Raw genomic sequence first — 23579 nt, forward strand, 5'->3', positions numbered from 1 at the left:
GCCCCAATGAGTGTTTTTATTTTCACGATAAGTCCCGATTTTTCCCTGTTTTATTGTCGGCGGTAATACCCACAATCCAGATGTCATCCGGACTGGTTTGCGCCACAACGACCTGTGGGCCACTGTGCTGAGCGGCGGCTGCGGCAAGTGCGATCCCAAGCCACGGTGCGGCTTGCCCCGTGTAACCCGTAGTCTGGTCCACGTCATGATTATCTTCTGTCATGCTGAATGTGATCCCGTTAGCCTCACAAGCCGATATCCACTCCCCTCCCTGCGCAACATCTTTCCCCGTCGTCCATGCAGCTTTCATGTCCTCAGGGGGTTTACGGCACCACAGCAGCGCGCGATTAAGGGTCTGAGAAAGTGTGTCTGCATGACCTTTTTCAGGGCGATGCAGTTTAACCGCATCGGGAAAAGCGGCATGATGACGGTTGAGCAATAGCAACCAGGCTATGGCTTCTCCCTCATCTTCCAGAGGTTCAGCACGGACAACCGCGCTAAGAATAATGAGCACTGTAGGTTGCGACCAGGCCTCATCTAGCCAGAGATCGAGCGCGGCCAATCCCCCGATATTCAATAAACGAAGTCTTCTGTCTGTGAGTGAGGAGAGTACGCGTGAAATTTGTTCCGGTGCATCCGGAATGCCGGCAATATCGCAGTCAACCATCAGCCTGCTAGGGACTCCTGCAGGGATGCTTTCCAGCACAGGGGAGACCTGGCTGGCGATGCTTTTCAGTACAGCGTCAAGATCCTGACGCTGTTGCATGTCCTTAAACCCCGGCAATCGGGAATGCCGCACTGGCAGCCCACCTGCTCTGGGTACCTGCATACTCAGTTGCGAAGCTGCAGATTTGACGGCACTCAGTAATTTAGCCGATCCATTTCCTGGCTGGGTATTCACTCCTGACGCAAGTATCCGGGCTGACCGCTGTCCACGCGCCGTTTCTTCCTCAATTAACAACATGCGTTCGCGATCCCATGATGCAGCCCAAACCTGGTCACACTTGTAACCAAAGCGCCGGAAGCTGAAAACAAGCCCCCAGATGCAAAACGGCAGGCCCAGCGCCGTAAACCAGAAGGTGAATCCCTCCCGGTTTCCAGTCCACTGCCAGAAAGTGAGTACATTACCCGTGACAAGGGCGACAGCCAGGAGATACAGCCAGCGGCGGGTATCAGGGCGCTCAATTTTGGGAGCGACATCAGGAATGGCATCCAGATATACAGGCATGGTTATCCCACCATCGCAGCCGCAAATGAGCTGATTAATTTGCAGCCACATGCGCATCTATGTCCATGAAACGCCACAGGGACCCCGTTATCTAAATAATTGGGATTCCCCTCAATAATAATGGTCGGCCCGTGACCGGGGATCGGGCAGGACACTTTATCGCCTTTACGAGCTACACCGATGCCACCAAATTTCATCTGATCCGAACAGGTTAATACGGCACCGCCGTGTGTGGTTTTATCGCCCTTGCGAATAATTTGCAGCATGTGTGCCTCCGTGAATTTTTTGCCAGAAGTGGTTCAAACGTTATTTCACATACTTCCAGTGGCGTAATTATCTATTACATGTTTGCTGAGGTTTTATTTTTTTCTGATATTTACGAGGGTTGAGATGACCACTAAATATCGCATTAAAATATCAGAATAATTCTTTTCAAAGTGGCAACCATTCTCCTGGGGCTGAATATAGGAAAAACGCTTTCTTTTATGTAGAATGCATTCCCTTTTTTATTTCAAACTAAGGTGAAGGATAAGGACAGTCAGATTTTTCAGTTTGAGCGGAGGGATAGAGTGATAACATGTTATGTTCACTCTCCCCCCAGATAAAGCACTACCCTGCAAAAACATACTGTCACCACCAGTTTCATAAAAAAATCCGCATCAATTTTTCACTCATATTAACTTAAAACCAACGAGTTATTGACTCGACCAGCCAGGATATATTTTCTTATATTTGTCAATTATTTCCAGATGCAATCTGTACGGTCATCATTGTATGCATCTATATTTTCATTCATGGTTATTATTTTCCCACTTTTTCCTTTGTACGAAAAACTATAAAACCGGGCACCCTGCGACAGAATTGTATACTGGCCGCTAAGTTTTCCATCAACGACTTCCAGCCATGTTGTTGTCATCTCGGCAGGTCTTCCATCACCAACATCCTCCTCAACTTTTTTAGAGAAAAGCAATGGTATAAATTGTTGTGAGTTTTTATATTTAACATAGCTTAATGGGATACTATCATCATAAACACCTACAAACTTCACATTTACTTTCTTAGAATCAGATGAAAAACACCCCACGAATTTATCCAGCACGGCTAATGCATTGCAAGAGACAAAAAAGAAAAACAGTAAAATTAATTTAAACATCTCTACCCCATTCTGTATGGCAGAATCATTTCACTACCGTGTAAGATTTGCTTATCTTATTATATTTATAAATAACACTGTAATCTTTCCCAGTGCTATAGCAATTGAGCCATACATCGGATTGAGCATTTCCGCTTTCTATATTTTGATAAACTGAAGTCATATAAAATCCAAAATTGCAATCATGCAACTGTGGATCTATTGTTTGCTCAATCACCCCCGACTTTTTATTGATGACTTTTATTTTGTTAACTGATACACCCTGTTCAGTATTTTCATAAACCCCAATAAAATTATGTAGCTTTGTTTGCCCCCAAAATGGGATCTCAATTGAATTATCAGAACTGATTGTGATCGTATTATTAGTTAATGATTCAGCACGGTTCAGAATGATATCAAGTGTTGATTTTTCATTCTTCCATACCCCATGAAGGGTATCCTCACCATCAATCAGTTTAAAAGGACAGAGGCTGGAGTCATATTCCTTACCTTCATTAATATGGTCATTATATTCTTTAGCATTTGTGATTTCACATAACTCTATGGAGTCTGATGTTTTTCTTCCATAAAGTGGGATTGGTGTTCTGTATTTATCATAATAATAAACACCTTTTATATTACCCCCCCCTCCAGTATCATAATACTGAATAGGTATATGTATCGGATAACGCCCAATAGCGCCTGTATAATTATTAATCACATACCAACTGTCAAATGCACTGGCTATGGAAGAACCCAGTAAGGCAACAAAAAAGGTTAAGATTTTAATTTTGTTCATGACTACTAACTCATCTGTCCGAATTATATTTAGGATTGTGATTTCCGCAGCGTCTATTTTTCTTTAATCAGCATCACATCGGCGAGCAGGTAGTGGTTACTACTGCGGGAAATAGTTTACCATTCACGCTTATGCCAGCACATCCTCTGCGCTAGCAAAGCCCCAGAAATTTAGCTAAAAACTAAGGAAGTAAATTATTAAAGCAATCTATTTCAGACTTACACTCTTTTATCATGCACTCACTGTTAGTGGAAAATTCCGCATCAGTCCCCTTTGATTAAAATATTTCATACTGACATTTGCTTTTTATTAACCTTTGCCAATCGCTATTCATTTGCAATATAGCTGATTTTTTCTCTGCACTTTCTGATATAGCATTGTTAATGTTATTTAGTTGGCTGTTTTCTTTTTCATTAAATACTGAATGAGTAAAAAAAAACATAAACAGCATTGATGTACAAAAAATATTTTAACGTGCATAGAATCTATCTCCCCTGTCAAATCTGTCTTGTGGAACATTTGGTTACATAAAAGCATGCCGCCCATCCCATATTTCAAATGACAGAACATACTGGATTAACGTATATAAGCCTAAGGGAATTTAAAGTTATTGCTTCTTACGATTTCATCAGGCACATCTTCAATACTATTGCTTTTGATATTTCTCTCACCAAATGAATTTGAATCACATCTATTTGTGCTTATATCAATCCCATTTTGTTTAATGTCAAGAAGTGCCACTACATTTGGTTTTTCTTCCGGAATAATAAGAACATATGAATAACCCCCTTTATTAAAACCAAAATAAGTTGTGTTAGTTCCTAAATCAACCCATCTTTTTAGTTTGTTTTCTAAGCTAAAACTAACATTAAGTTGTTTTTTTGGAAGGTATATTCAATCACGCTATTTTTCTTATTTAGACAAAATGTTGCTACTCGCTGTGATGCCCCCGAAAAATGACATGATGCTATTAATACATCTGTATCTTTACATTCGGTCGACACTGCTGTTATTTTTGCTGGAACTTCAGTTGTTTTTTTGAAGGAAATTACCTTAGGAACCGACATATTAGCTTCAACAAAAGGACTGTAATCATTAATTGCGTATGAAAGAATGCCATCTATAATAGAGAGTGTTGCTTTCCCACTGCCACCAAATGTACTTTCAAAAGTAACAATCCCAACATTGTTTTTTACAACACCTTTGATGTTTACATCACCACTTTCTGCACAATCTATTCTATTTCCATTATTTGTTATAAAGCAATATCTTCCATAAACATCATTCCCTTTCTCAATTAAATCCAATGTTAATGACTGTGAATTACTGTCATTAACCCAGTGCCCCGAAAAACTAGCAATTGAATGAAATGCAACAAAAAATAGTAAAAAAAATAAATTCTTCATACATTAACCCTTAAGCAATCATCAACCCTGTTTAACCAGCCAGTAAGAAATCTAACCTGTGTATTTGGATATCCATCTGTTATTGTCAAGGACCGATAATAATCTCTCCGGATATCTGCTGTCCTCATTATACTGATGAGCTTGTCTGCATAGGTTGGGTCAGTTGCATAACCTGCTTGTTGTAACCCTTTTGCCCAGTCGCACGGGTCATCATAATCAAAAAGAAAATGATATCTTCTGTTATTTTCGAAAAAGGCAGGTCGCCTGGCAATACTATCTTCATATAAAGTGTGTTTTTGAAATTTATCTATTATTTTTATTCTTACGCCATTTTCAACCTCGTGAGTCCACACTTGAACGAAATTTGGGTTGCCATGGGCTTTAATGCCAAAGAGATTATAACTATACTCATTTGTGTATAAATCAGTTGGAACCGACTTTCCATATCCAGTTTCAAGAATTGCCTACGCAGCAGTTATTGCAGCAGGAACATGAGAAATCTAAAAGGACAAATTAGGTGACTGTTCCCGCTAAAGTCCAGTTACCGCCCAGTTCCGAGAGTTGCTGCTCAAGGTTCTGGCTTAAAAACCCGCCTCTCGGCGGTTTTTTTCGTTTCTGAGCAAGAGATTACGCTCAGATAAAAAGGATCTCAAGGGATCCTTCTGTTCACGTGCTTTTACCCTTCTATAGAACTGATGAAGTTATTTAGAAAGTTCTTTATTGAAATGGTCTCATCCAATACACACTGATTCTCCAGAAGAATACCATTCTGCCCTCCTGTTTTTCGCCACAATGAGCACTTATCATTAACAGATTTTTTTTGACTATCAACAAAAGACTTGAGATCTATTATCTCCCCATCCTCTGGAGAGGTAATATCTTTATTTTTTAAAATAATTTCATTTATCATGTATTCTTGTTTTAACAACTCAGCACTTATGCAATCCGTAGCTACAGGGTGATTTTTTATATCATAAGCACATTTACTATATGAGTCACTATATTTATCAATGCTTTTAGCTACTGAAAGAAATGGCACGAAAACCAAAAAAAATACTGCTACCTTTTTATTTATAATCATAGTTATTCAACCTCATAGTTTGTTTGAGCAAGTTCCAATAATTTATTTTTTTCGTCCAACGCCCTAGCCTTAAGCCCTGGCCAAAGATTTGGTGAGCTAACGAACTTACTTTCGACATGGTTATACTTATAATCTTGTACCGCAGTTATAATTTCAGCATCTGAGGAGCTATCAAAAGACATACCTGCAGTGGCTTTATAAATAACATCATTATAAGGACCATATTGAACGGATGTAGACCATATCATGTCATGTATAGCAGCTCGCTTATTCTTTATGACGATACCTTTTTTAGCTAAGAAAATAATTTGAACATCATAGTGAGTTTCTTTAATGAAATTGAACTGTTCATCAGCAAACTCTTTCCTTGATGAATTAGCTATATTTCTCCAAACATTATTAAACTGTTCACTACCAGCCTGTAGCCCTTGGAAATGACTTTTAAATTTAGATTTGTCTATATATTGCTGAACCACACCTAGATTAGACGATAATTGATAACAACCATAAGATACACCACCATGATCTCCACGTCCCGTAGATATGACACCGGGCCCTCTCCCTGCTGATTCATAATGTTCAGATGTAGTTCCTAACACCCAAGATGCTATCTTTGATGTAAGCGCCCCCAAAAACACCAGCGGATGCATATGCCACGGCTTCTCTTCCATATCCGGCACTTTTTTCATCCACGTGACTTTGTCGATAAACGCTTCGGTGTACTTTTTCCAGTCTGGTGCATCCTGGGTTAATGCATCCAGATACATCTTCCACAACGGGTCATCCTTGCCGTAGTACCACTCGCTGCCGTGTTTTGTGATGATGCGATACAGATGGTCACGGTAAGAGCGGTTATGAACCGCCTGCAGGTACTCCCCTTCCGAATAATGTCCGTCGTGATTGGCGTCAATCTGTTCCAGCAGTCGTTTATAGTTATATTCGTTCATCGCATGGCTGCTGCGGGTTTCATCCGAGGCCGCTTGATACATCTGCTCCAGAATGCCTTTCACCACATTATTCGGCTGTTTAATACCGTCTATCAGGTCAAAACTTTCAGGGGTCTTATCCAGGGTCACAAAGCCCAGTTCACCCAGCGCATACTGCGACACCTTCCTGATACTCGCCGCGGCCAGCCAGCCGAATTCTGCATTTATCTGGTAATACGCAGGCTCTGCACCTGCCGCTACCGGCTGGCCATCTGCACCCAGCGTCGCCACTTTTGACCGCGTCGCGATACCCTGATTCCGGGTCCTGCGCGTGCTGGCCACTATCTGGCCCTGCCCGTTTTTCATAAACAACGCCGCGTCTTTTTCGTACTTTAGATAGGCCGCTTTATCATTAACGTCAACATTGTCCGGGTTGGTCAGAAACGTCACCAGCTTATCCCCCGGACTCAGGCACTCAAGATGCACCTGGTAACGCGAGAGCTTGCCGTTATCTTCCGGTAACTGGAAAAATCCCATATGCCCGATGCCGTCTCCGGCACTGATGGCAACCGGGGGAGTGGCTTTGACCACCTCGCCAAACGCCGGCTGGGTATCTGATGCGACAGGCGTTACGGGCGTCAGACTATCTCCGTCCGACACCACCCACGCCCGGCACAAGATAGTTCGCCGCCTTCACGATGTAATCCCCGTTCGAACCATGCTCAATCCCAGGGCAAGATTACAAAATCCCGCAGCCCGCAAAGACTGTAGCCAGATAGTGGCTTTGTTGAATAAATCGTTTTTTTGAAAGAAATTTGGCCAGTTAACATTCTGCAACAGGGTGAGATCATGAAAATTCTAACTTTTATACAGTCGACTTTATCGCAGATTTAATAAACATTACTTGTTTTCTTAATAGTCATCTCGCAACATTTAAAGCCCAGCGCATCACTAAAATTTACCGCTTGATGTTAAATTATTACTAAATTCAAAAATAAAACTTTAAATTATAGTTGCCATGATATTTCCTTGGCCACAAATCGTCAGAAGAAGAATACCTGACAATTTATGTGTTATTTTCCATGGTTGTCTGTAATCAGGAATAATGGATATATGCATAATTAATTTTTCCAGGTCCATAGGTTATCTCCTTTATTTATCAGGAGATAATTGATCATAGTTCTTTGTGGAATAGTAGTTTTTACGAGCAATAAGCAATGTGCTTTTTAAGAAAAAAATGCTGTTTCATTTGTACGAAAAAATTATTTCTGATGATCTCTCCATGATATGAAATAGGAAAATGCTGTCCATGCGCTACACATGGGTATATTTATGTTATTAATTTCTCGGGAGTTATTCGTCTATTTTGCATCCATCAATGGATTCTGTAAGCTTGATGAATTTGGTGTCGTCAAATTTAAATACAGCTGATTTGCAGATTGGATCTTCATCTGTTTTTTTACTTGCTGGTATGGCTTGGCCAGTAATCACCGCCATAGTACTATCTTTATATGCATTAATCTCGAATGGAAGGCCTATGGGAGTATCATTGTCACCAGTGCCAGCGTAAATATTACTGCCATCACCATCACGAGGAAGCTCAGAAATTATTTTTCCTGATATTTTATCAATTACCCATCCACATACCCAGCTATCACTTAAGCACTCGTTCCCTTTCCCCCCAAAAGTTGTATAGAGTCTGTAATGGCCAGCGAAATTAACGGGCTTATTTAACTCATCTTGAACTGATTTTTTCCAGACGGATGAATATCCTTCTTGCTTTTCGTTCAGAACTATTTTTTTAGCAAATGGGCCAGTACTAACTTTTGTCTGATAATCAGAGAATTGTGGATCGCTGTTCGTATTTGCGAACGAGCAGAAAGTCAAAATGGATAGGAATAAAATCGATATCTTTATCATATAAAACGCCCTCGCCTTTATCTCGTTAATAAAGATTGGGGATAATGTCTTGCATAGGTTCCAAATCTACTGTGGAGGATTTTTCTTTTACTTCTTTACCCGATAGATTAAATGTTTTAAACATCTCACCACATGAGTTGCACCCGCCAGAAGCAGATAATATAATCCTGTCATTTTTACATGAAGCACCGTAAAAGACGAAATTCATCATTTTTAATTTTTCACCTTTTTGGTTCATGCGCTCAACAAAACCAGTTGATTTTGATAAATCTAGTTTTTCGTCACCAATGGAGAGTATTTGTTTGCTGCAAACCAGAATATCAAGTTTATCTTGATCATCCTTTAGGTTATTTACTCTGCAAAATGATTCGATGCTGTACGGAACGCCTCCACACGAAGATTTGAATATATTAGAAGTATTTGCATAGCAAAATGTCGGTATCAGCAGCAAAAGTATAAATCTGTTCATAAATACCCCGGATAGTTATCTTCGATAAATTTAACCATATCTTCAGAAGTGGCGTGTAAACTTGTTGTGCCTTTTTTTTCCTCAGTTAAGTAGTCTTCATATTTATTTATGATCATTTTTTTATTTGCAGTTGGTTGGCCATGTGGCGAGCCAGGTAAACTAGCCCACTCTATACGGCATAAATGTATGGCTTCACTGATTTTCCCCTGCATTACTGCATCCAGAGCTTTTCGACCAGCAATTAACGCAATACATCCAAGATCTTGGTTGCTCTGACTAAAATCGGTGAATGAATATCGGCGTTGTAGGTTTCTCCATGTACCGTACAAAAACTGATAAGCTCCAGCAGCAGTCGAAACAACGCCATTAGCTTCATGTCTTATGTTAGGGTGTTTACTAAAATCTGTAAATTTAGCACCAGTAAACATAGTCCTGTATCCGTCCTCCTGAGTGGTCCCTTCACCAATACGGATCATCCGGATAAATGAACGCAAGCGTAGTATCCTAATGTTTCCTTCAGTCCGCATTAGTGAAGCTAAGAACTTGACAGGGTGCATATGCCATAACGAAGGTCCTAGCTTTTCAGTTGTAACATCCTGCATCCATGCCATCTTGTCTAGAAAATCCTCACTATACTTTTTCCATTCCGGAGCCTCTTTTTTCAGCGCATTAAGGAACGGTTGCCAGATGGCATCACCTTTTTTGAAATACCAGTCGCTGGGATGTTTCACTATCGTTTTCATAATGATGTCACGATAGTCAGGGTTATGAAGCGCTCTCCAGTACTCCATCGGCGAATAATCGTCGCTTCCGCTGTCAATTTTATCCATCAAACGTTGGTAATTATGCTTTACCAATGCATGACTGGTTCGCGTATCCGCTGTAGCTGCCTGGTAGAGTGAATCTATGAGGTTACGGAAGAATCCAGTCGGCTGGTTTTTTCCATCCAGATAATCAAAACTGGTGGGATCTGCGGTCTCAGTTCTGAAACCCAGTTTGGTCAGATCATACTGTGACAAAAGCTGTGGCTCACCCTGCCCTTTGAGTGCATAAGCATTTTCTGGTCGCAGCTGCCAGTATTCCTGTTTGGTCGTCTTATCGGTTTCCGTTTGCATCTGACTCAGTGGCAGGATCCCGGTCACGGTGGTCGCTCTGGTATCTTTTGTGAATTTTCCGGTAGCGACATCTTTTTTATACAGAGCAAGACCTGGTCCGTACTTCAGCCAGAGCGGATACTTCTCTCCCACCTGTTCGGGGTTGGTCAGGAATTTTTCCAGATTGTCGTCCATGCTCGTGCATTCTATATGCACCTGATAACGCGCTTCATACCCACCATCTTTGGGTGCCTGATAAAACCCCATGTGACCAACAGGGTCACCGGCGCTAATGGCGTAGGGCATCGGGCATACAACCTCATCGAACTTCATTGCCTCTTTCGCTGGTGGCATTAGTTTTTGCCACCAGGAAGGCTGAGAAACACCGCTAGTATCCGGAGATATATTGTTCTTATCGACCAATATCCAGTACCGCTGACCGGGCTTAAAGGATGTTTTCTTGCCTTTTTTCACCGCATCCTCAGACAAACTGACAAAGGTCACCAGGCCGTACTCGCGGTTATTGAACGCAACAGTATGGAGACTTCCGTCAGACTTATTCCATTCTACAATTGCACCTTTCGGCATCGTGCCTTTTGAATAGCTGTCGCTGACATCTTTGTTCTTTGTGCTGGCAGACATTACCCACTCTGGATCATAGGCTGAAAGTGAGTCCTGAAGAGTCCACTTTGTTTCTGCCGGATTGACGGTGTAAGCAGAATATGGGGCCAGGTGCATGTACAGGGTATAGAAATGTAACCCACTGGTTTCTTTCTCACCCGGCTGGATATAGTGTTTCACCAGAACGAATGAGCCTGAAAAACTCAGCGGACCGGATTCCCACTCTAGCGGCAGATAATCCTTACAGACACGATAGGCAACCACTTCACCATCAGCCATACAACGCACAGCCTGTTCGCCTTTGTAGGCGACCGGGAAATCAACTGCCTCAAGGGGAGCCTTACCACTAAGGGCACACCATGGAGTTGTGGCATGTGTAATATGAATTCCGCCATGCCACATACCACTCCGACCGATAGTATATTGCCCGGAAGATTCACCCGCTATATGGGAGAGGATCTCTTCCTGATTATTGAACTCACTTCCCCGATTGTTGGAGGGGACCGGCCAAACAATTTTGGGTAACACAGACACGATTCACACTCCCTGTCAGTCGTTAAAGGATTTACTGATAACCAGATTATTTTCAGAAATATCAGTTATGTTAAAATTTGGAGCATCAACAGGCATGTCAGCCCCCACGCCCGGCACAAGATAGTTCGCCGCCTTCACGATGTAATCCCCGTTCGAACCATGCTCAACCCCGCTCTGACTCAGTTTCAGGTACGAACCGCCGCCATTCAGGGTCAGGACTTTCGGGGTGCTGATGATGATTTCATCATCGCTGCTGGTAATGGTGACCTGCTGCTTCGCAAACAGGGCCATGGTGTTGTGCTGTGCCTGGATTTCCACATCGCCCTGGTTGGCCACCAGTTTTGCACCCTCTTTATGCACAAACAGCCCCAGCGCTTTTTCCGCCGTGAGGGTAAGGTTTTTCATTGCCCCCATATCCAGATGCTGGCCAGCGTTCACCATGGTGTTCAACTTACTGGCCAGTTGCAGGTGTTCGCCGGAGGTGAGTACCACGCCCTGAGGGGCGGTAGCCAGCACCACGGCGGCCTGCAGGTTTTCGAGCTGGCCGGTAATCAGCCCCATCTGAGTCTGAATGTCCGAGACCAGCGCCCCGGCGGCTTCTGCAGCACTGTTCAGCGCCTGCATCTCATTGTTGGCCTGATTTATCTGGTTAACCGCCGGGCTCATCTCCAGTACCTGGCCCTGGGCTTTTGATTGTTCATCCGCCGTCAGGAAAATCCCCTTAGCCGCACGAATCGCCCCAAATTCGTCGGTACGCAGTTCAAACCCACTGCCGCGTTGCTCACGCTGCGCGTCCACCAGGTGGCCAATGTTCAACTGGGTTTTCCCAAACTCGGTAGCGAGCTTAATGTGCTCCTTACCCCGCAAATCCTCCATCCTGAGTTTATTATTTGCCGGAGAGCGCCAGATATTGCGCGTGTGGTTGTCGCGGGTGACGTGGTCCGGGTGAGCGGAATCATGCTGCGCATAGGCGATGTACGGGCGATCCGGATCGCCGCTGTCGAACATTACCGAGACTTCCGTCCCGTCAAGCAAAGGCGCATGCCAGCCATAGGTGTCACCGGCATATGGTTTCGCCATGCGCAGCCATAAGTAGGCATAACCCTGTTCCGGGCTATTGCGATCGAAGTCCAATTTCACCCGGTAGCGGCCCTGCTCATCCAGCCAGGCGTAGGTGTCGCCCTTTTGGGTACTTTCCACACGAGCAGGCAGGGTGCCGGAGATTACCGGGCGATAGATAAGTGCCGGGCGGTAGCAGACGGATTCACTGTAGGGAATACCGTCAAAGGCCAGCTGGAAGCTGTTTTTGCGCGAACCGCTGCTGATGATATGCGTGATGACAATACCGTCCTTCAGGCTGTCAGGCAGTGTGCCATCGGTTTCCAGTACCTGGCCGGGCGTCAGCAACGGGCTACTCGAATGACCGCTGACGGTGAGCTGATCGTTCAGGATACGCTCATGGCGCAGATGGGCATAAAACGCGCCGGTTTCCACGCTGTCCGGGGTGCCTTCTGACAGGAAAGGCTCAGCGTAGTGATACACCTCACCCTCTGTAATGTCCTCCGGGCTGCTGATACTCCCGGTGCTGTCCTGCGGCGTCAGCGCGTCGCGGTAGTTGTAATCCCGGGTGGAGACACTACCACTCACGACCTGATACGCCGTGCCAATATCCCACACGCTCTCCTGACCGCTGTCACTCATACCTGCCTGATTGCGGGACGGCAGCGTGACACCGAACTGGTACTTCTCCTGCGAATCCTGAAATATCACCACATCCTGCTCAAGGCGACTGTCCATCTCAAAGCGCCAGAAGATGCCCACTTCAGCCAGCAGACGCTGGACAAATTCAAGGTCAGTTTCCCGCCACTGGGTGATGAGCTCGCGCACCGGATATTCCCGCGAGAGACGGAATTCGAAGTCCGGACCTTCCAGACCGTGCTTACGCAGCACCTGCTCCACGACTTCAGTCACGGACTGGTTAAGAAAAATATCGTTGTTACGGGTATGCTGCAGCAGTGCAATTCGCGGGACCAGCGTCAGGGCGTAACGGGTCTCATCCGCTGAGGTGGACAGCTGGCGAAAAGACTGCACCACGCCATAAACCGTGCGCACAGGCGTCGCCGGGGCGCCGGTGAACATCGGAGTCTGATACGTAAAGGCACCCGGCTTACGCAGCAGGGCATCGCAGGCAATACCCCGCGTGGCGCAGGTCAGCTGAATGTCATACTGCCAGGGTTTGCTCAGGAATTCTTCGGCCCGGAAGCTCAGCACATCCAGAAAGCACGGGCAGTTATGCACATCCACCCGGTAGCGGGACTGTCCCAGTAACTGACTCACCTGGCTGGCCATATTGCTTATGATGGAATCACTCATGCTCCGTCTCCTTCATGCTCACGGTCAAACTCCAGCACAATCCCCTCGTCTTCATCCCAGCCCAGTGCCAGGCTGTGCGTCCTCTGCTGCCCGGCTTTGCGCTGTAGCAGTTGCTGGCTGAGGACCGGCAGGATCTGTTGATTGAGCAGGCTGTCGATGTTGCGTGCGCCGGTGTCCGGCAGCAGGCAGGCGGCAACCAGCGTGTCGTACAGGCTTTCGTCGATTCGGGTTTGCAGGCCGTAGTGGCGCTTCAGGCGCTTTGCCACCTGGGCGAGTTTCATTTCGACGATGGTTCTTAACGCCACAGCGTTCAGCGGGCGGTAAATCAGCGTCTGGAAACGCGCCAGAAGTGCAGGCTGGAAGTGGTCGCGCAGGATCGGGCGCAGCAGCTCGTGTAAATCGCCATCAGTCGCTTCCGGCTGTTCATCCAGCATTTGCATGATGTGGTCGGAGCCGATGTTGGCGGTCATCAGAATGACGGTGTTGCGAAAGTCGATTTCGCGCCCTTCGCCGTCGCGCATAAAGCCACGGTCAAACACCTGGTAGAACAGGTTGATGACGTCGCGGTGCGCTTTTTCCACTTCATCGAGCAGCACTACGCTGTATGGGCGTTTGCGCACCGCTTCGGTGAGGATACCGCCCTGGCCATAACCGACGTAGCCCGGAGGGGAACCTTTGAGTTGGCTTACGGTATGCGCTTCCTGATATTCACTGAGGTTGATGGTGATGAGCGATTTCTCGCCGCCGAACAGGCTGTCGGCGAGCGCCAGCGCGGTTTCTGTCTTACCCACGCCACTCGGGCCAACCAGCAGGAACACGCCCAGCGGGCCGTTCTCCGGCGTCAGGCCGGTTTTCGCCGCCCGTAGGCGCTGTGCCATATCAACCAGCGCGTGGTCCTGACCAACCACACGGGTGGCAAGGTGGTTTTCCAGCATCAGCAGGTCGGTCTGTTCATCCTTGAGCAGGCTCGCCAGCGGCACGCCGGTCCAGTCGGCAATCACGTTGGCAACGGTGCGCACATCCACGTCAAGGGAAAGCAGTGGCGCGGTGCCCTGCAGGTCGCTCAGTTGCTGTTGCAGCGTGTGGATGTCTTCCTGGCGGCTGATGTTCTGACGGGTTTCCAGCAGTTGCTGCGTCAGCGCTTTTTCCTGCTCATAGAGGGTTTCCAGTGCGCTGAGTTGTGCGCGCAGGTCTGCATCCTGATGACCAATCTGCTCCAGGCGCCCGCCGTGGGTTGTGTTGCCCAGGGCGATATCTTCCAGCAGCGCCTGCTCTTCCATCTCCAGCGCGCTGAGCTGCGCTTTCAGGCGCGTCAGGTCTTCCGGCAGGGTGTCGAGGCTCATGCGCACGCGGGCGGAAGCGGTGTCCAGCAGGTCGACCGCTTTGTCCGGCAACTGGCGGCCGGTGATGTAGCGGCGCGACAGACTGACCGCCGCTTTCACCGCTTCGTCTGTAATATGCACGCCGTGGTGCTGCGCGTAACGGGATTTCAGGCCGCGCAACATCAGGCAGGCCATTTCGTCGTCCGGCTCGTCCACTTTGACTATCTGGAAGCGGCGCTCAAGGGCGGCGTCACGCTCAAAGTACTGTTTGTATTCAGACCAGGTGGTGGCGGCGATGGTACGCAGTTCGCCACGGGCCAACGCCGGTTTCAGTAGGTTGGCCGCATCCGCACCGCCAGCCTGGTTGCCTGCGCCGATGATGGTGTGCGCTTCATCGATAAACAGCAGCACCGGCGTCGGGGAATTCTGCACCGCGTCAATCACGTTTTTCAGGCGCTGTTCAAACTCGCCTTTCACGCCCGCACCCGCCTGCAACAGGCCGAGGTCAAGGGTGCGCAGGCTGACGGTTTTCAGGCTGTCCGGCACGTTGCCTTCGGCAATGCGCAGAGCCAAGCCTTCGACCAGCGCGGTTTTACCCACGCCCGGCTCACCGACCAGAATCGGGTTGTTTTTGCGACGACGGGAGAGGATATCCACCATCTGGCGGATTTCATTGTCGCGACCAAACACCGGGTCGATTTTGCCTTCTTTCGCTTTGGCGGTGACATCGAGGGTGAATTTGTCCAGCGCCGCCTGCAGGGCTTCGCTTAGGGTGTTGCCGGAAACCGCGTGGCTGTCAGGTTTAAGAGGGGCATTTGAGTCCGCAAGCACTAACGGTTCGCGGTTCAGGCTTTCCTGCTGTTGCAGCTCCGGGCGCTCATCCGACTGCGCATCCAGCAGTGGTTTCAAGCGATTAATCTGGGTTTCACTCAGGGAAAACAGCGGCCACAGGCCTTCGCAGCGCAGTAAATTCGGTTTGCTGATAAGGGCTTCCTGCAGATGCACACTGCGGATGGTCTGGTTGTCGTCCTGCAATGAGGCCGCGAGCCACGCGCCTTTCATCAGCGCTTCAAGGTCCGCCGCCAGTTGCGGGCGGGTGGTCACCGAGCGCGGCAGGGCATCGAGGTGCGCCAGCAGGCTCTGCCACAGGCCGTCCATGTCCCACTCGTAGCGTCGCGCCAGCACGGTAATGTCGCCTTCGCCCAGCTCCAGGAGTTTCAGCAGCCAGTGCTCAATGGTGATTTCGGCATGCGCACGGGTTTGGCACAGCGTGGCCGCCGCTTCCAGCGCTTTTGCGCAGTACGGATTAAGGCGACGAAGTAATACGGCTGACTGGTGTTCCATGCGGTGTGCTCCTCAGTGGGGGTATGCTACCGCCCGTCGCCTTTTCCTTTATCAGGAAACTCAGGCGCATCAGGTCGGTGTTCAGGGCAGATTTTTGTTTGCTCAACCGCCTGGCACCAGGCAGCTCAGAAAACAAAACAGCAGACGCTTGCCCGTCTGCTGTGGGGTCGGTCTTATGCGGTAGTACGTTCGTTCCAGGAGTCGGAATGAATGATGTTGCCGTCTTTGTAAGTCCAGGTGATTTTTTCGTAACGCAGTTCAATCATTTCCAGATGGTTGTGTTTTTCCATCGCAGGATCTTTGATGTCGTGCATTTTCGGCGCGACTTTGACCAGTTTTACGTTTTCCAGTTTAGTGTTGAAGTACTCCACTTCCTGGCCTGCATCGTTGATGCGGTACCATTTGAACTCAGCGGATTTCAGGGTCTGACCGGTGGTCACCGCTTTGTAAAGGTACGGGCTGGAAGAGTCGATTTCCTTGGTGAACAGGAACGGCGTGTGGATACGAGTACCGGTCAGCTTGCCGGTGTTGTTATCGGTCGGGATGTACAGGTTATGCTCCTGCGCCACAACTTCGATGCTGCCTTCACGGTCTTTAACATCTACGGAGCCTTTGATGTCCGCGCCGCCGTCGTCTTTCAGCCACAGGTAAACAGGAATTGCCATGGTTTAGTTCTCCATTTCTAAGTTAACTTCATCACTCATTCGATGAAGGTTGATGTGCTGCTGCCTGACAGGCATTGGCCTGTGGCACCAGACTGATTTCGACCCGGCGGTTTAACGCCCGGTCTTCGGGGGTATCGTTACTGGCTATCGGGCGCGTCGCGCCATAACCCTGTACTGCAAAACAGGTTGGAGATACGTCACTGGTGGATAACATCCAGTCGCGCAACGCTTCGGCCCGTTTGAGGGACAGTTGCTGATTAGCCTGTGCGTCTCCGGTGATGTCGGTATGCCCGGCCACCACAATCAACCAGCCCGGTTTGGCTTTAATGTCGACCAGCGCACTGACCAGCATTTTCAGCGAGCCCGGTTTGAGCACGTATTTGCCGGTGTCGAACAGCGACAGGCTGTCCAGACGCACGGTTTTCGGTGCGGCCGCTGGTGGAGGGGGGGGCGGAGGGGGGATATAAGTATCAATCGCCTGTTGCAGAGCCAGCCACAGACGCTGGCCCGGATATAACCCCAGACCATAGCGCAGCGGTTCGCCCTGACGCTGCCAGCGCTCAAGCAACAGTGCGTCCTGCTTCAGGACCGCCAGAGACTGGGCTTTGGGGACATAGTAATCCATCGGGATTGCATTCCAGCGCTGCAAATCGGTACCCACCTGCCCGATAAGATGGCGGTTATTGCCGACAGAGAACCCGATTGCCGCCAGCGTGCACAGCAACAGCAACCAGAGAAGGCGACGCGTGTGTCGCCCCCCCTGCACCGGCACCGAAAACGGCGATAACAACGTGAGCAGATGATCGGCAAAGCGGCCTGCGTGTTCCGCACGGGCGGGCTCCTGAGGGAACTGCAGACAGGTGCGCTTATACAGCCACCCGGACCACAGTGAATCCACGGCACTCACCGAGGCACCGCTGCGCAGCAGCACCGCAAACGGATGGACTGCTGGGGAAAACTTGTCCGTTTTCTCCAGTTCATCCAGCAGCGTTTCACGAACAAAGGCGAAAGCCTGGCTCAGCACAGGCAGCAGGGTGATATTGCCCGCAGCCTGCTGCCACTCCTGAAGGGGCAGAACACTTTCATCTTCCGGGCAGACAACTGCCCTGACGCCGCGAACAATCGTCCTCGGTGTGTCAGGACCTGAGCAGCGGACGCTGATCACCACTGGCAGAGGAACCCCGGTGAGCTCACGCATCTGGTTGATCTGCTGGCGCAGCGCTTTCACGGTTGCCCGCAGCACCGCCTCGTCCTGATGACCATCAGGCAGACAGTGATACATGACCGACAACTGCCCGACCTGACGGGGATATTGCGTCTGAATAGCCCGGATGACATCAGCGAGGGCTGCCACATCACCGACGCGCAGCCAGCAACCCTGTGCGGTTTTGCGCAAAGGCTGCTCAGGAAACAGCGTATCCAGACCGTCACCGCAGACCAGGACGATCGGCCCCTGGCTGTCCAGCTCAGGTAACGCCGCAACGGACATACCGCTGAGCACATCCGCTCGACGGCGGCAGACGCGCCACATCAGCCAGCCCGTCAGAAGAACAAGCAGCAGTGTGCCGGCGGCCTTCAGTCCGACCGCAACCGGCAGGAAAGACCACAGCAGCCACAGTAACGCTGCCGCCCCCATAAAGACGTGTAACACCCCGGACAAAATGGCTGATTTACGCATTAACGTCGCCACTCCGGCAACTGTGCAGACAGCAGCGCCTGTAGCCACTGATGGCCGCCCCACCAGGCAAGCCCTGTTACCACCACCGCAAAGGCTATCCAGAACCACACCGAGCGGAACAGGTTGTAGCGACGAATCCCAGTCCGGCGTACCACCAGAGACAAGCCGCTGTCCGGAGGTGCAACCCGTTCGTTGAGCGCCTGAAGTGCCTCATCACGTTGCGTCTGACTGACGGACTTCACGCCGTATAATCCCTGGAAGCCCAAGGACAACACCCGGTGATAGCACACCAGAACGGCGTTAATCGGGGCAGGTTGACAGAGCACTTCCGCAATCCGATCCCAGATAGCCTCACCCGCATGCAGAGAACCAAAATAACGGGCCTGTAATGGCGCAGCCCGCCAGGCCAGTTGGCCTTCATCCGGCACCACTGTGTCCCCGTCCTGTGTGGGTTTTCGGCTTAACACCGTCTCATCCAGCAGCGCACACTGGGCATACGAGATGTGTTCGATACTGGCTTCGTCGTAGCCTGCCCTTTCCAGCGCCTCACGCGCGCTTTCCACCTGATGGCAGCATTTCGCGTAAAGAGCTTTCCCGTCCGGCGTGGTGGCACCGTGACGCAGCAGCGTCACCGTAAGCCAGGTTTCCGCCAGCAGCTGATCGATATCGATGTCCTGTCTCATGAACGCATCACCGCAAATAGTTCAAGCTCCAGTGCCCCCAGTAATGACGGCACGTAGAACATACAAACGCCCTGTTCCAGCATGTCGCGGGCGGCAGTACTTTCCATATCCAGGGCAAAGTACTGGTTCTCCAGACGCACCGGCAAGGCGGCCGGAACGCGGCTGACCGCAATCAGCGGGATCCCTGTCAGCGCCACGCTGTAAATTTCACTCACCTCATCCGGTGAGCCGGCTTTGCACAGTGCCGGAAAACGTTCGGCGATCTGCCAGGCCGGAACATCTGAACGTACGGACAGATACAGATCCGCTTCCTCACGCAGGCGAATATCGTGCAGGGAGGCTTTCCAGGTTTGTGCATCCGGGCGCGACATGTTGAGGGCGATAACGCGGGAAGGCAGGCTCGCTTCCAGTAAGCCGGTGATCAGCTCAAACAATGGCGGGAACGCTTTTGCCGGATCGGCGTGATCGTAGCCCGGGATAGCGTCCAGATCGTGATCCAGTGAAAAGGTCAGCATGCTGCCCGCCAGTCGCGCTAGTTCAGCCCAGACCTGCTCCGGATGGCGTGCCGGGAAACGCTCATATTCGGTCAGAACCCGGGCGTGGGAGTTCAGGGCGTTAAGCAGCCAGAACAGAGAAACATCCGCCACGGCAAAATCGGCCAGACGCTCATTACTTTCCCGGCGCATCGACATCAGACGTTGACGGCGAGAGCGTAACTGACGGTTGAGTAACACCAGGCGCTCACGCAGGACCGGGCTCGCGGAGAAGAGTGCCAGCGGCGGGATGAATGCCGGATCCTGACGCCATCCTCCCTGCCCGTCCCGTACCAGACGGGTGACCGGGCAGATCTGCCAGGATTCATTACTTTCATGCCCGAAACGCACCGACACGTTGTGATGTGCCACCGCCATTGACTCTTCTTCAGAGCCAAAAGCATCCGGGACCGTGACCCACTCTTCACGATAGCGAAGTGGCCTGTCGGCCACCGTATTTTCCTGTTGCACATTAACCATACCGGACTGCATCAGCGGCAGGGCCAGCACAACGGTCACCGCGTCCTGTCCGGCGCGTTGTGCGACGTCAAGTTCACGGGGCTCTGGCGGCTGATCGCTGTTGAGCGTATCCACCAGAGTGCCATCAGGCAGCCACAAGCGCAGTTGACGCACCTGGATCAGACCGGATGACAGCAGGTTGTCATCGAACTCCGCGTTTTCCACACCCCAAGGGAATGGGGATGCGAGGGCAGATACCCCGGCGCTGCGGAAAGATTCCCAGTCAGACTGCTGCTGGAACTGCTGAGGGGACAGCAACGCCCCCTCGTTCCATAACGGACGGAAAATTTTCATCTTCTCTCCGCTTAAGCCTTCGCCTTCGGCATCTGCGAAACAAGAGACAGATTCACGTCCATGCCTTCCACCTGGAAGTGCGGGATGGCATACAGTTTCACGCGGAAGAAGCCAGGGTTGTCTTCGATGTCTTCCACAGTCACTTTCGCGTCGCGCAGCGGGTGAGAAGCTTGCAGATCATCGCCCGGATCGGTCATTTCGGTGACCAAAGTGCGGATCCAGGTGTTCAGCTCAAGTTCGAGCAGACGACGGTCTTTGGTGGTGCCGATGTTTTCGCGCTGAATCAGTTTCAGGTAGTGCGCAATTCGCGACAGCAGAAAGATGTACGGCAGGCGTGCGTTGATACGGCTGTTGGCGGTCGCATCGGCGGTGTCGTACAGGGCCGGTTTCTGCGCGGAGTTTGCCGAGAAGAAGCATGAGTAATCGCGGTTTTTGTAGTACGACAACGGGATGAAACCGAGGTTGGCGAATTCAAATTCGCGGGTTTCCGGGATCATCACTTCACTCGGGATTTTCACCTGGTTGCCGGTACCGAGGTCATACAGATGGATGGGCAGATCCTGCACCGCACCGCCCGCTTGTGGGCCACGAATTTGTACGCACCAGCCGTTGTTGATGAAGCTTTTCACCATGTTGGCGGCAAACGCAAACGAAGCATTCGTCCACAGGTATTTCTCGTGATCCGGGCCTTTCACTTCTTCAACATAATTGAAGCTGCGTACCGGAACGGTATCCGGGCCATACGGCAGACGACCCAGCACACGCGGCATGGTCAGGCCGATATAACGGGAGTCATCGGTATCGCGGAAAGATTTCCATTTGATGTATTCGGCACGGTCAAAGTAGTTGCCAATGTCTTTGATCGCTGCCACGTCTTCCATGGAGTCTTTCAGGAAGAATTTTGGGCCGACGGAGCCGATAAACGGCATATGAGCCGCCGCAGACACTTTAGAAATGTTGCGCAGCAGCGCTACGTCCTGGGATGACGCATCGAACTCGTAGTTGGAAATCACCGAACCAATCGGCTCGCCGCCCGGTGTGTCGTATTCCGCGATGTAGGTGTGGTAGTACAGGCCGGTCTGGATGATTTCCGGGGAGTCTTCAAAGTCCTGGCGCAGGGCGTCTTTAGACACGTCCAGCACTTCGATTTTCACGTTCTGACGGAAATCGGTGCGGTCCACCAGGTGCTTCAGGCCACGCCAGGCAGATTCCACCTGCTGGAAGGCTTCGTTATGCATCACGGCATCAAGCTGGCGGCTGATCTGGTGATCCAGTTCCGCAATGTGGTGGTCAAGCAGCGTTTTGTCCAGACGTTCAACGGTCTGGCCGGACTGCTTCAGGCGCTCAAGGAACACCTGGACCGCAGCGGTGACACGCTGGTCGGCGGTGACATCGGCGAGGGCGGCGGTGTCCTGGAAATCGTTCAGGTCGCCCAGTGCAGCAACCGGCTTCAGGTTAATTTTTTCAAACAAAGAAGCATATACGCCGCCAGCGTCCGGGCGTTCAAGAACTGTGGTCTGGCCGGTCGCTGAAGTAGCAGTTTCGTTGTTGACTGACATAAGCATTATCTCGCATTAATCCGTTAAAAGAGGAATTACGCCTTCGGCGCCAGGGCATTCAGTTCGTCGCGCAGTTCATCGCTGAGAGTCGGATCTTTCAGGATGCTTTCGAGCTCTTTACGGAAGGTTACGTTATCGAGCAGGTTGGATTTAAGGTCGCGCAGCAGATTGCGCATCGCCAACATGGCGCGCAGTTGAGGGATTTGGCGGGCCACCTGCTCCGGTTCGAAGTCTTTCATCTCGTTAAAGTTGAGTGTGACGTTTTCTTCGGAGCCGTCAGCGGCGAGGGTATTTTCAACGGTAAGATTCAGGGACGGCGAGAATTCGGCAAGAACGCTATTGAAATTATTCTTGTTGATGTTGATCTTCTCACGTTCAGACAGCGGACGATTTTCTTTACCGTTGCTGTAATCCCCCATCACCACCAACTTCAATGGCAGCTCAACTTTCTTTTGAGCGCCCCCGGTATGTACGTCTAGTTTGATATTAACGCGTGCTTTTGGAATCTCATTCTGGAAAGAATTAGACATTTCGTTAGGTCCTTTTGAAGAGAAAAAGAATAAGATGAGCCTATTTTGCTCACGTCATATATATAAAACGGGAAGATATTTTCAGATAAGTTATCATTGAAAAATAAACAAATGAACAGTCAAAAATTAAAAAGTGTTTTTTCGGAATTTTCACTCACACGTTTTAACACGAACATAAAAAACAACACGGAAGTGTATTATTTGTTTGACAAAAATCAAAAAACAAAAATTTTACGTTATGATTCTATTTAAACAGCATTTATACAACCACTAAATAATAGTTAAAATCAATTCAAATTATCTAGTTAATTCATGACGCAAATGTATCCACTCAAATTCATATTTTTTATTTATATAATTATTTTCAATCCCGACCCGAACCATATTATTGAAAATCACCATTTTAATTTAGAGCACATTACTTTCTGGATTATTTCATCACTATTATTTCCAAATACATCTTAAATACAAAATAACGTCAGAACAGACTATAGGCGTCTTGATGCCTATTGCAGCGCAACCATCACGCCTCCATATCTGAAATAAAAGAGGTGCTTACTGTTCACATCAGTGCTTCGTGGGCACAATAATTTCACGATACATAATCCACCCGACGTCACTCCGGACAGGGTGTCTCGTTCCAGTACTGTATTGTAGATGCTATCGTTGCGTCATACAGATCACGACAAGCCAAATCACCGCTCACGCTGGGGCGCACAGAGGCAGAAGTCAAGCCGGCGGCAAGAAGCCAGGGGCTTTCGAAACGGTTATATTCTGGTCCGAGAGAATAGTTTGGCGTTGCCATAAAAAATGCACCTTACTCAGTTGGGTGTCCAACTTTTGGGGTGCAGTCCACTCCCCGTACGGGC

At 49.3% G+C, this 23579-nt stretch carries 19 protein-coding genes and 1 pseudogene; all 20 read right to left on the bottom strand.

The window, feature by feature from the left end; all coding sequences use genetic code 11:
* Window positions 1–22: 22 nt before the first annotated feature.
* The 20 genes and pseudogenes from M979_RS09460 to tssB all read right to left on the bottom strand — a co-directional run bounded on the left by M979_RS09460 (window position 23) and on the right by tssB (window position 22710).
* Window positions 23–1228: a hypothetical protein gene (locus M979_RS09460; RefSeq protein WP_064554675.1), complete on the bottom strand. Its 1206-nt coding sequence runs from the start codon at window positions 1226–1228 to the stop codon at window positions 23–25.
* 2 nt (window positions 1229–1230) lie between these two features.
* The gene (locus M979_RS09465) at window positions 1231–1494 is read right to left on the bottom strand and encodes a PAAR domain-containing protein (protein WP_034460026.1); all 264 of its coding nucleotides are present in this window, start codon (window positions 1492–1494) and stop codon (window positions 1231–1233) included.
* 473 nt (window positions 1495–1967) lie between these two features.
* Entirely contained in the window at window positions 1968–2381 is a 414-nt protein-coding gene (locus M979_RS09470) for a hypothetical protein (protein WP_064554677.1), read from the bottom strand.
* Between the two features lie 25 nt (window positions 2382–2406).
* Entirely contained in the window at window positions 2407–3159 is a 753-nt protein-coding gene (locus M979_RS09475) for a hypothetical protein (protein WP_064554679.1), read from the bottom strand.
* Window positions 3160–4010: 851 nt separating this feature from the next.
* Window positions 4011–4565, bottom strand: coding sequence for a hypothetical protein (locus M979_RS09480; RefSeq protein WP_064554681.1), 555 nt, complete (start codon window positions 4563–4565; stop codon window positions 4011–4013).
* Window positions 4562–5026 carry a glucosaminidase domain-containing protein gene (locus tag M979_RS23925; RefSeq protein ID WP_083963909.1) on the bottom strand — a complete coding sequence of 155 codons (465 nt, stop codon included), beginning with the start codon at window positions 5024–5026 and terminating at the stop codon, window positions 4562–4564. Before M979_RS23925 ends, M979_RS09480 begins: the two co-directional genes overlap by 4 nt.
* Before the next feature lie 215 nt (window positions 5027–5241).
* Entirely contained in the window at window positions 5242–5646 is a 405-nt protein-coding gene (locus M979_RS09485) for a hypothetical protein (RefSeq protein ID WP_064554683.1), read from the bottom strand.
* Window positions 5647–5648: 2 nt separating this feature from the next.
* Entirely contained in the window at window positions 5649–7232 is a 1584-nt protein-coding gene (locus M979_RS09490) for a VgrG-related protein (protein WP_157093224.1), read from the bottom strand.
* Window positions 7233–7607: 375 nt separating this feature from the next.
* A pseudogene (locus M979_RS23785) lies at window positions 7608–7712 on the bottom strand (hypothetical protein); the annotation flags it as partial.
* A 213-nt stretch (window positions 7713–7925) separates the two neighbouring features.
* Window positions 7926–8492, bottom strand: coding sequence for a hypothetical protein (locus tag M979_RS09495; protein WP_064554687.1), 567 nt, complete (start codon window positions 8490–8492; stop codon window positions 7926–7928).
* A gap of 25 nt (window positions 8493–8517) precedes the next feature.
* On the bottom strand, window positions 8518–8961 hold the full coding sequence (locus M979_RS09500; RefSeq protein WP_034458312.1) for a hypothetical protein: 444 nt from the start codon (window positions 8959–8961) through the stop codon (window positions 8518–8520).
* Complete coding sequence (locus M979_RS09505; RefSeq protein WP_064554689.1) at window positions 8958–11210, bottom strand: glycoside hydrolase family 24 protein; 2253 nt, start codon at window positions 11208–11210, stop codon at window positions 8958–8960. Before M979_RS09505 ends, M979_RS09500 begins: the two co-directional genes overlap by 4 nt.
* Window positions 11211–11225: 15 nt before the next feature.
* Window positions 11226–13583, bottom strand: a complete 2358-nt coding sequence (locus M979_RS09510) for a type VI secretion system Vgr family protein (protein ID WP_064554691.1) — start codon at window positions 13581–13583, stop codon at window positions 11226–11228.
* Window positions 13580–16249, bottom strand: coding sequence for a type VI secretion system ATPase TssH (tssH, locus tag M979_RS09515; protein ID WP_064554693.1), 2670 nt, complete (start codon window positions 16247–16249; stop codon window positions 13580–13582). The genes M979_RS09510 and tssH overlap by 4 nt, the downstream gene beginning before the upstream one ends.
* Before the next feature lie 173 nt (window positions 16250–16422).
* Complete coding sequence (gene hcp / locus M979_RS09520; RefSeq protein WP_034458320.1) at window positions 16423–16914, bottom strand: type VI secretion system effector Hcp; 492 nt, start codon at window positions 16912–16914, stop codon at window positions 16423–16425.
* A gap of 31 nt (window positions 16915–16945) precedes the next feature.
* Window positions 16946–18592: an OmpA family protein gene (locus tag M979_RS09525; RefSeq protein ID WP_064554694.1), complete on the bottom strand. Its 1647-nt coding sequence runs from the start codon at window positions 18590–18592 to the stop codon at window positions 16946–16948.
* The gene (gene tssL / locus M979_RS09530; RefSeq protein ID WP_064554696.1) at window positions 18592–19275 is read right to left on the bottom strand and encodes a type VI secretion system protein TssL, short form; all 684 of its coding nucleotides are present in this window, start codon (window positions 19273–19275) and stop codon (window positions 18592–18594) included. The genes M979_RS09525 and tssL overlap by 1 nt, the downstream gene beginning before the upstream one ends.
* Window positions 19272–20621 (bottom strand): type VI secretion system baseplate subunit TssK, encoded by a 1350-nt coding sequence (gene tssK / locus M979_RS09535; protein WP_064554698.1) that lies wholly within the window; start codon window positions 20619–20621, stop codon window positions 19272–19274. The genes tssL and tssK overlap by 4 nt, the downstream gene beginning before the upstream one ends.
* Window positions 20622–20632: 11 nt before the next feature.
* Window positions 20633–22186, bottom strand: a complete 1554-nt coding sequence (gene tssC / locus M979_RS09540) for a type VI secretion system contractile sheath large subunit (protein ID WP_034458326.1) — start codon at window positions 22184–22186, stop codon at window positions 20633–20635.
* Between the two features lie 29 nt (window positions 22187–22215).
* Window positions 22216–22710 (bottom strand): type VI secretion system contractile sheath small subunit, encoded by a 495-nt coding sequence (tssB, locus tag M979_RS09545; protein ID WP_034458328.1) that lies wholly within the window; start codon window positions 22708–22710, stop codon window positions 22216–22218.
* Between the last annotated feature and the right edge of the window lie 869 nt (window positions 22711–23579).

The sequence above is a fragment of the Buttiauxella noackiae ATCC 51607 genome (assembly GCF_001654865.1).
Lineage (GTDB): Bacteria > Pseudomonadota > Gammaproteobacteria > Enterobacterales > Enterobacteriaceae > Buttiauxella > Buttiauxella noackiae.

What these genes read in the sequence shown, in the direction of transcription:
- M979_RS09480 (WP_064554681.1), bottom strand. Translation starts at nt 4,565, where the DNA reads ATGAAGAATTTATTTTTTTTACTATTTTTTGTTGCATTTCATTCAATT.
- M979_RS09500 (WP_034458312.1), bottom strand. Translation starts at nt 8,961, where the DNA reads ATGAACAGATTTATACTTTTGCTGCTGATACCGACATTTTGCTATGCA.
- M979_RS09510 (WP_064554691.1), bottom strand. Translation starts at nt 13,583, where the DNA reads ATGAGTGATTCCATCATAAGCAATATGGCCAGCCAGGTGAGTCAGTTA.
- M979_RS09475 (WP_064554679.1), bottom strand. Translation starts at nt 3,159, where the DNA reads ATGAACAAAATTAAAATCTTAACCTTTTTTGTTGCCTTACTGGGTTCT.
- tssH (WP_064554693.1), bottom strand. Translation starts at nt 16,249, where the DNA reads ATGGAACACCAGTCAGCCGTATTACTTCGTCGCCTTAATCCGTACTGC.
- tssB (WP_034458328.1), bottom strand. Translation starts at nt 22,710, where the DNA reads ATGTCTAATTCTTTCCAGAATGAGATTCCAAAAGCACGCGTTAATATC.
- tssC (WP_034458326.1), bottom strand. Translation starts at nt 22,186, where the DNA reads ATGCTTATGTCAGTCAACAACGAAACTGCTACTTCAGCGACCGGCCAG.
- M979_RS09495 (WP_064554687.1), bottom strand. Translation starts at nt 8,492, where the DNA reads ATGATAAAGATATCGATTTTATTCCTATCCATTTTGACTTTCTGCTCG.
- M979_RS09465 (WP_034460026.1), bottom strand. Translation starts at nt 1,494, where the DNA reads ATGCTGCAAATTATTCGCAAGGGCGATAAAACCACACACGGCGGTGCC.
- hcp (WP_034458320.1), bottom strand. Translation starts at nt 16,914, where the DNA reads ATGGCAATTCCTGTTTACCTGTGGCTGAAAGACGACGGCGGCGCGGAC.
- M979_RS09460 (WP_064554675.1), bottom strand. Translation starts at nt 1,228, where the DNA reads ATGCCTGTATATCTGGATGCCATTCCTGATGTCGCTCCCAAAATTGAG.
- M979_RS09485 (WP_064554683.1), bottom strand. Translation starts at nt 5,646, where the DNA reads ATGATTATAAATAAAAAGGTAGCAGTATTTTTTTTGGTTTTCGTGCCA.
- M979_RS09470 (WP_064554677.1), bottom strand. Translation starts at nt 2,381, where the DNA reads ATGTTTAAATTAATTTTACTGTTTTTCTTTTTTGTCTCTTGCAATGCA.
- tssL (WP_064554696.1), bottom strand. Translation starts at nt 19,275, where the DNA reads ATGAGACAGGACATCGATATCGATCAGCTGCTGGCGGAAACCTGGCTT.
- tssK (WP_064554698.1), bottom strand. Translation starts at nt 20,621, where the DNA reads ATGAAAATTTTCCGTCCGTTATGGAACGAGGGGGCGTTGCTGTCCCCT.
- M979_RS09525 (WP_064554694.1), bottom strand. Translation starts at nt 18,592, where the DNA reads ATGCGTAAATCAGCCATTTTGTCCGGGGTGTTACACGTCTTTATGGGG.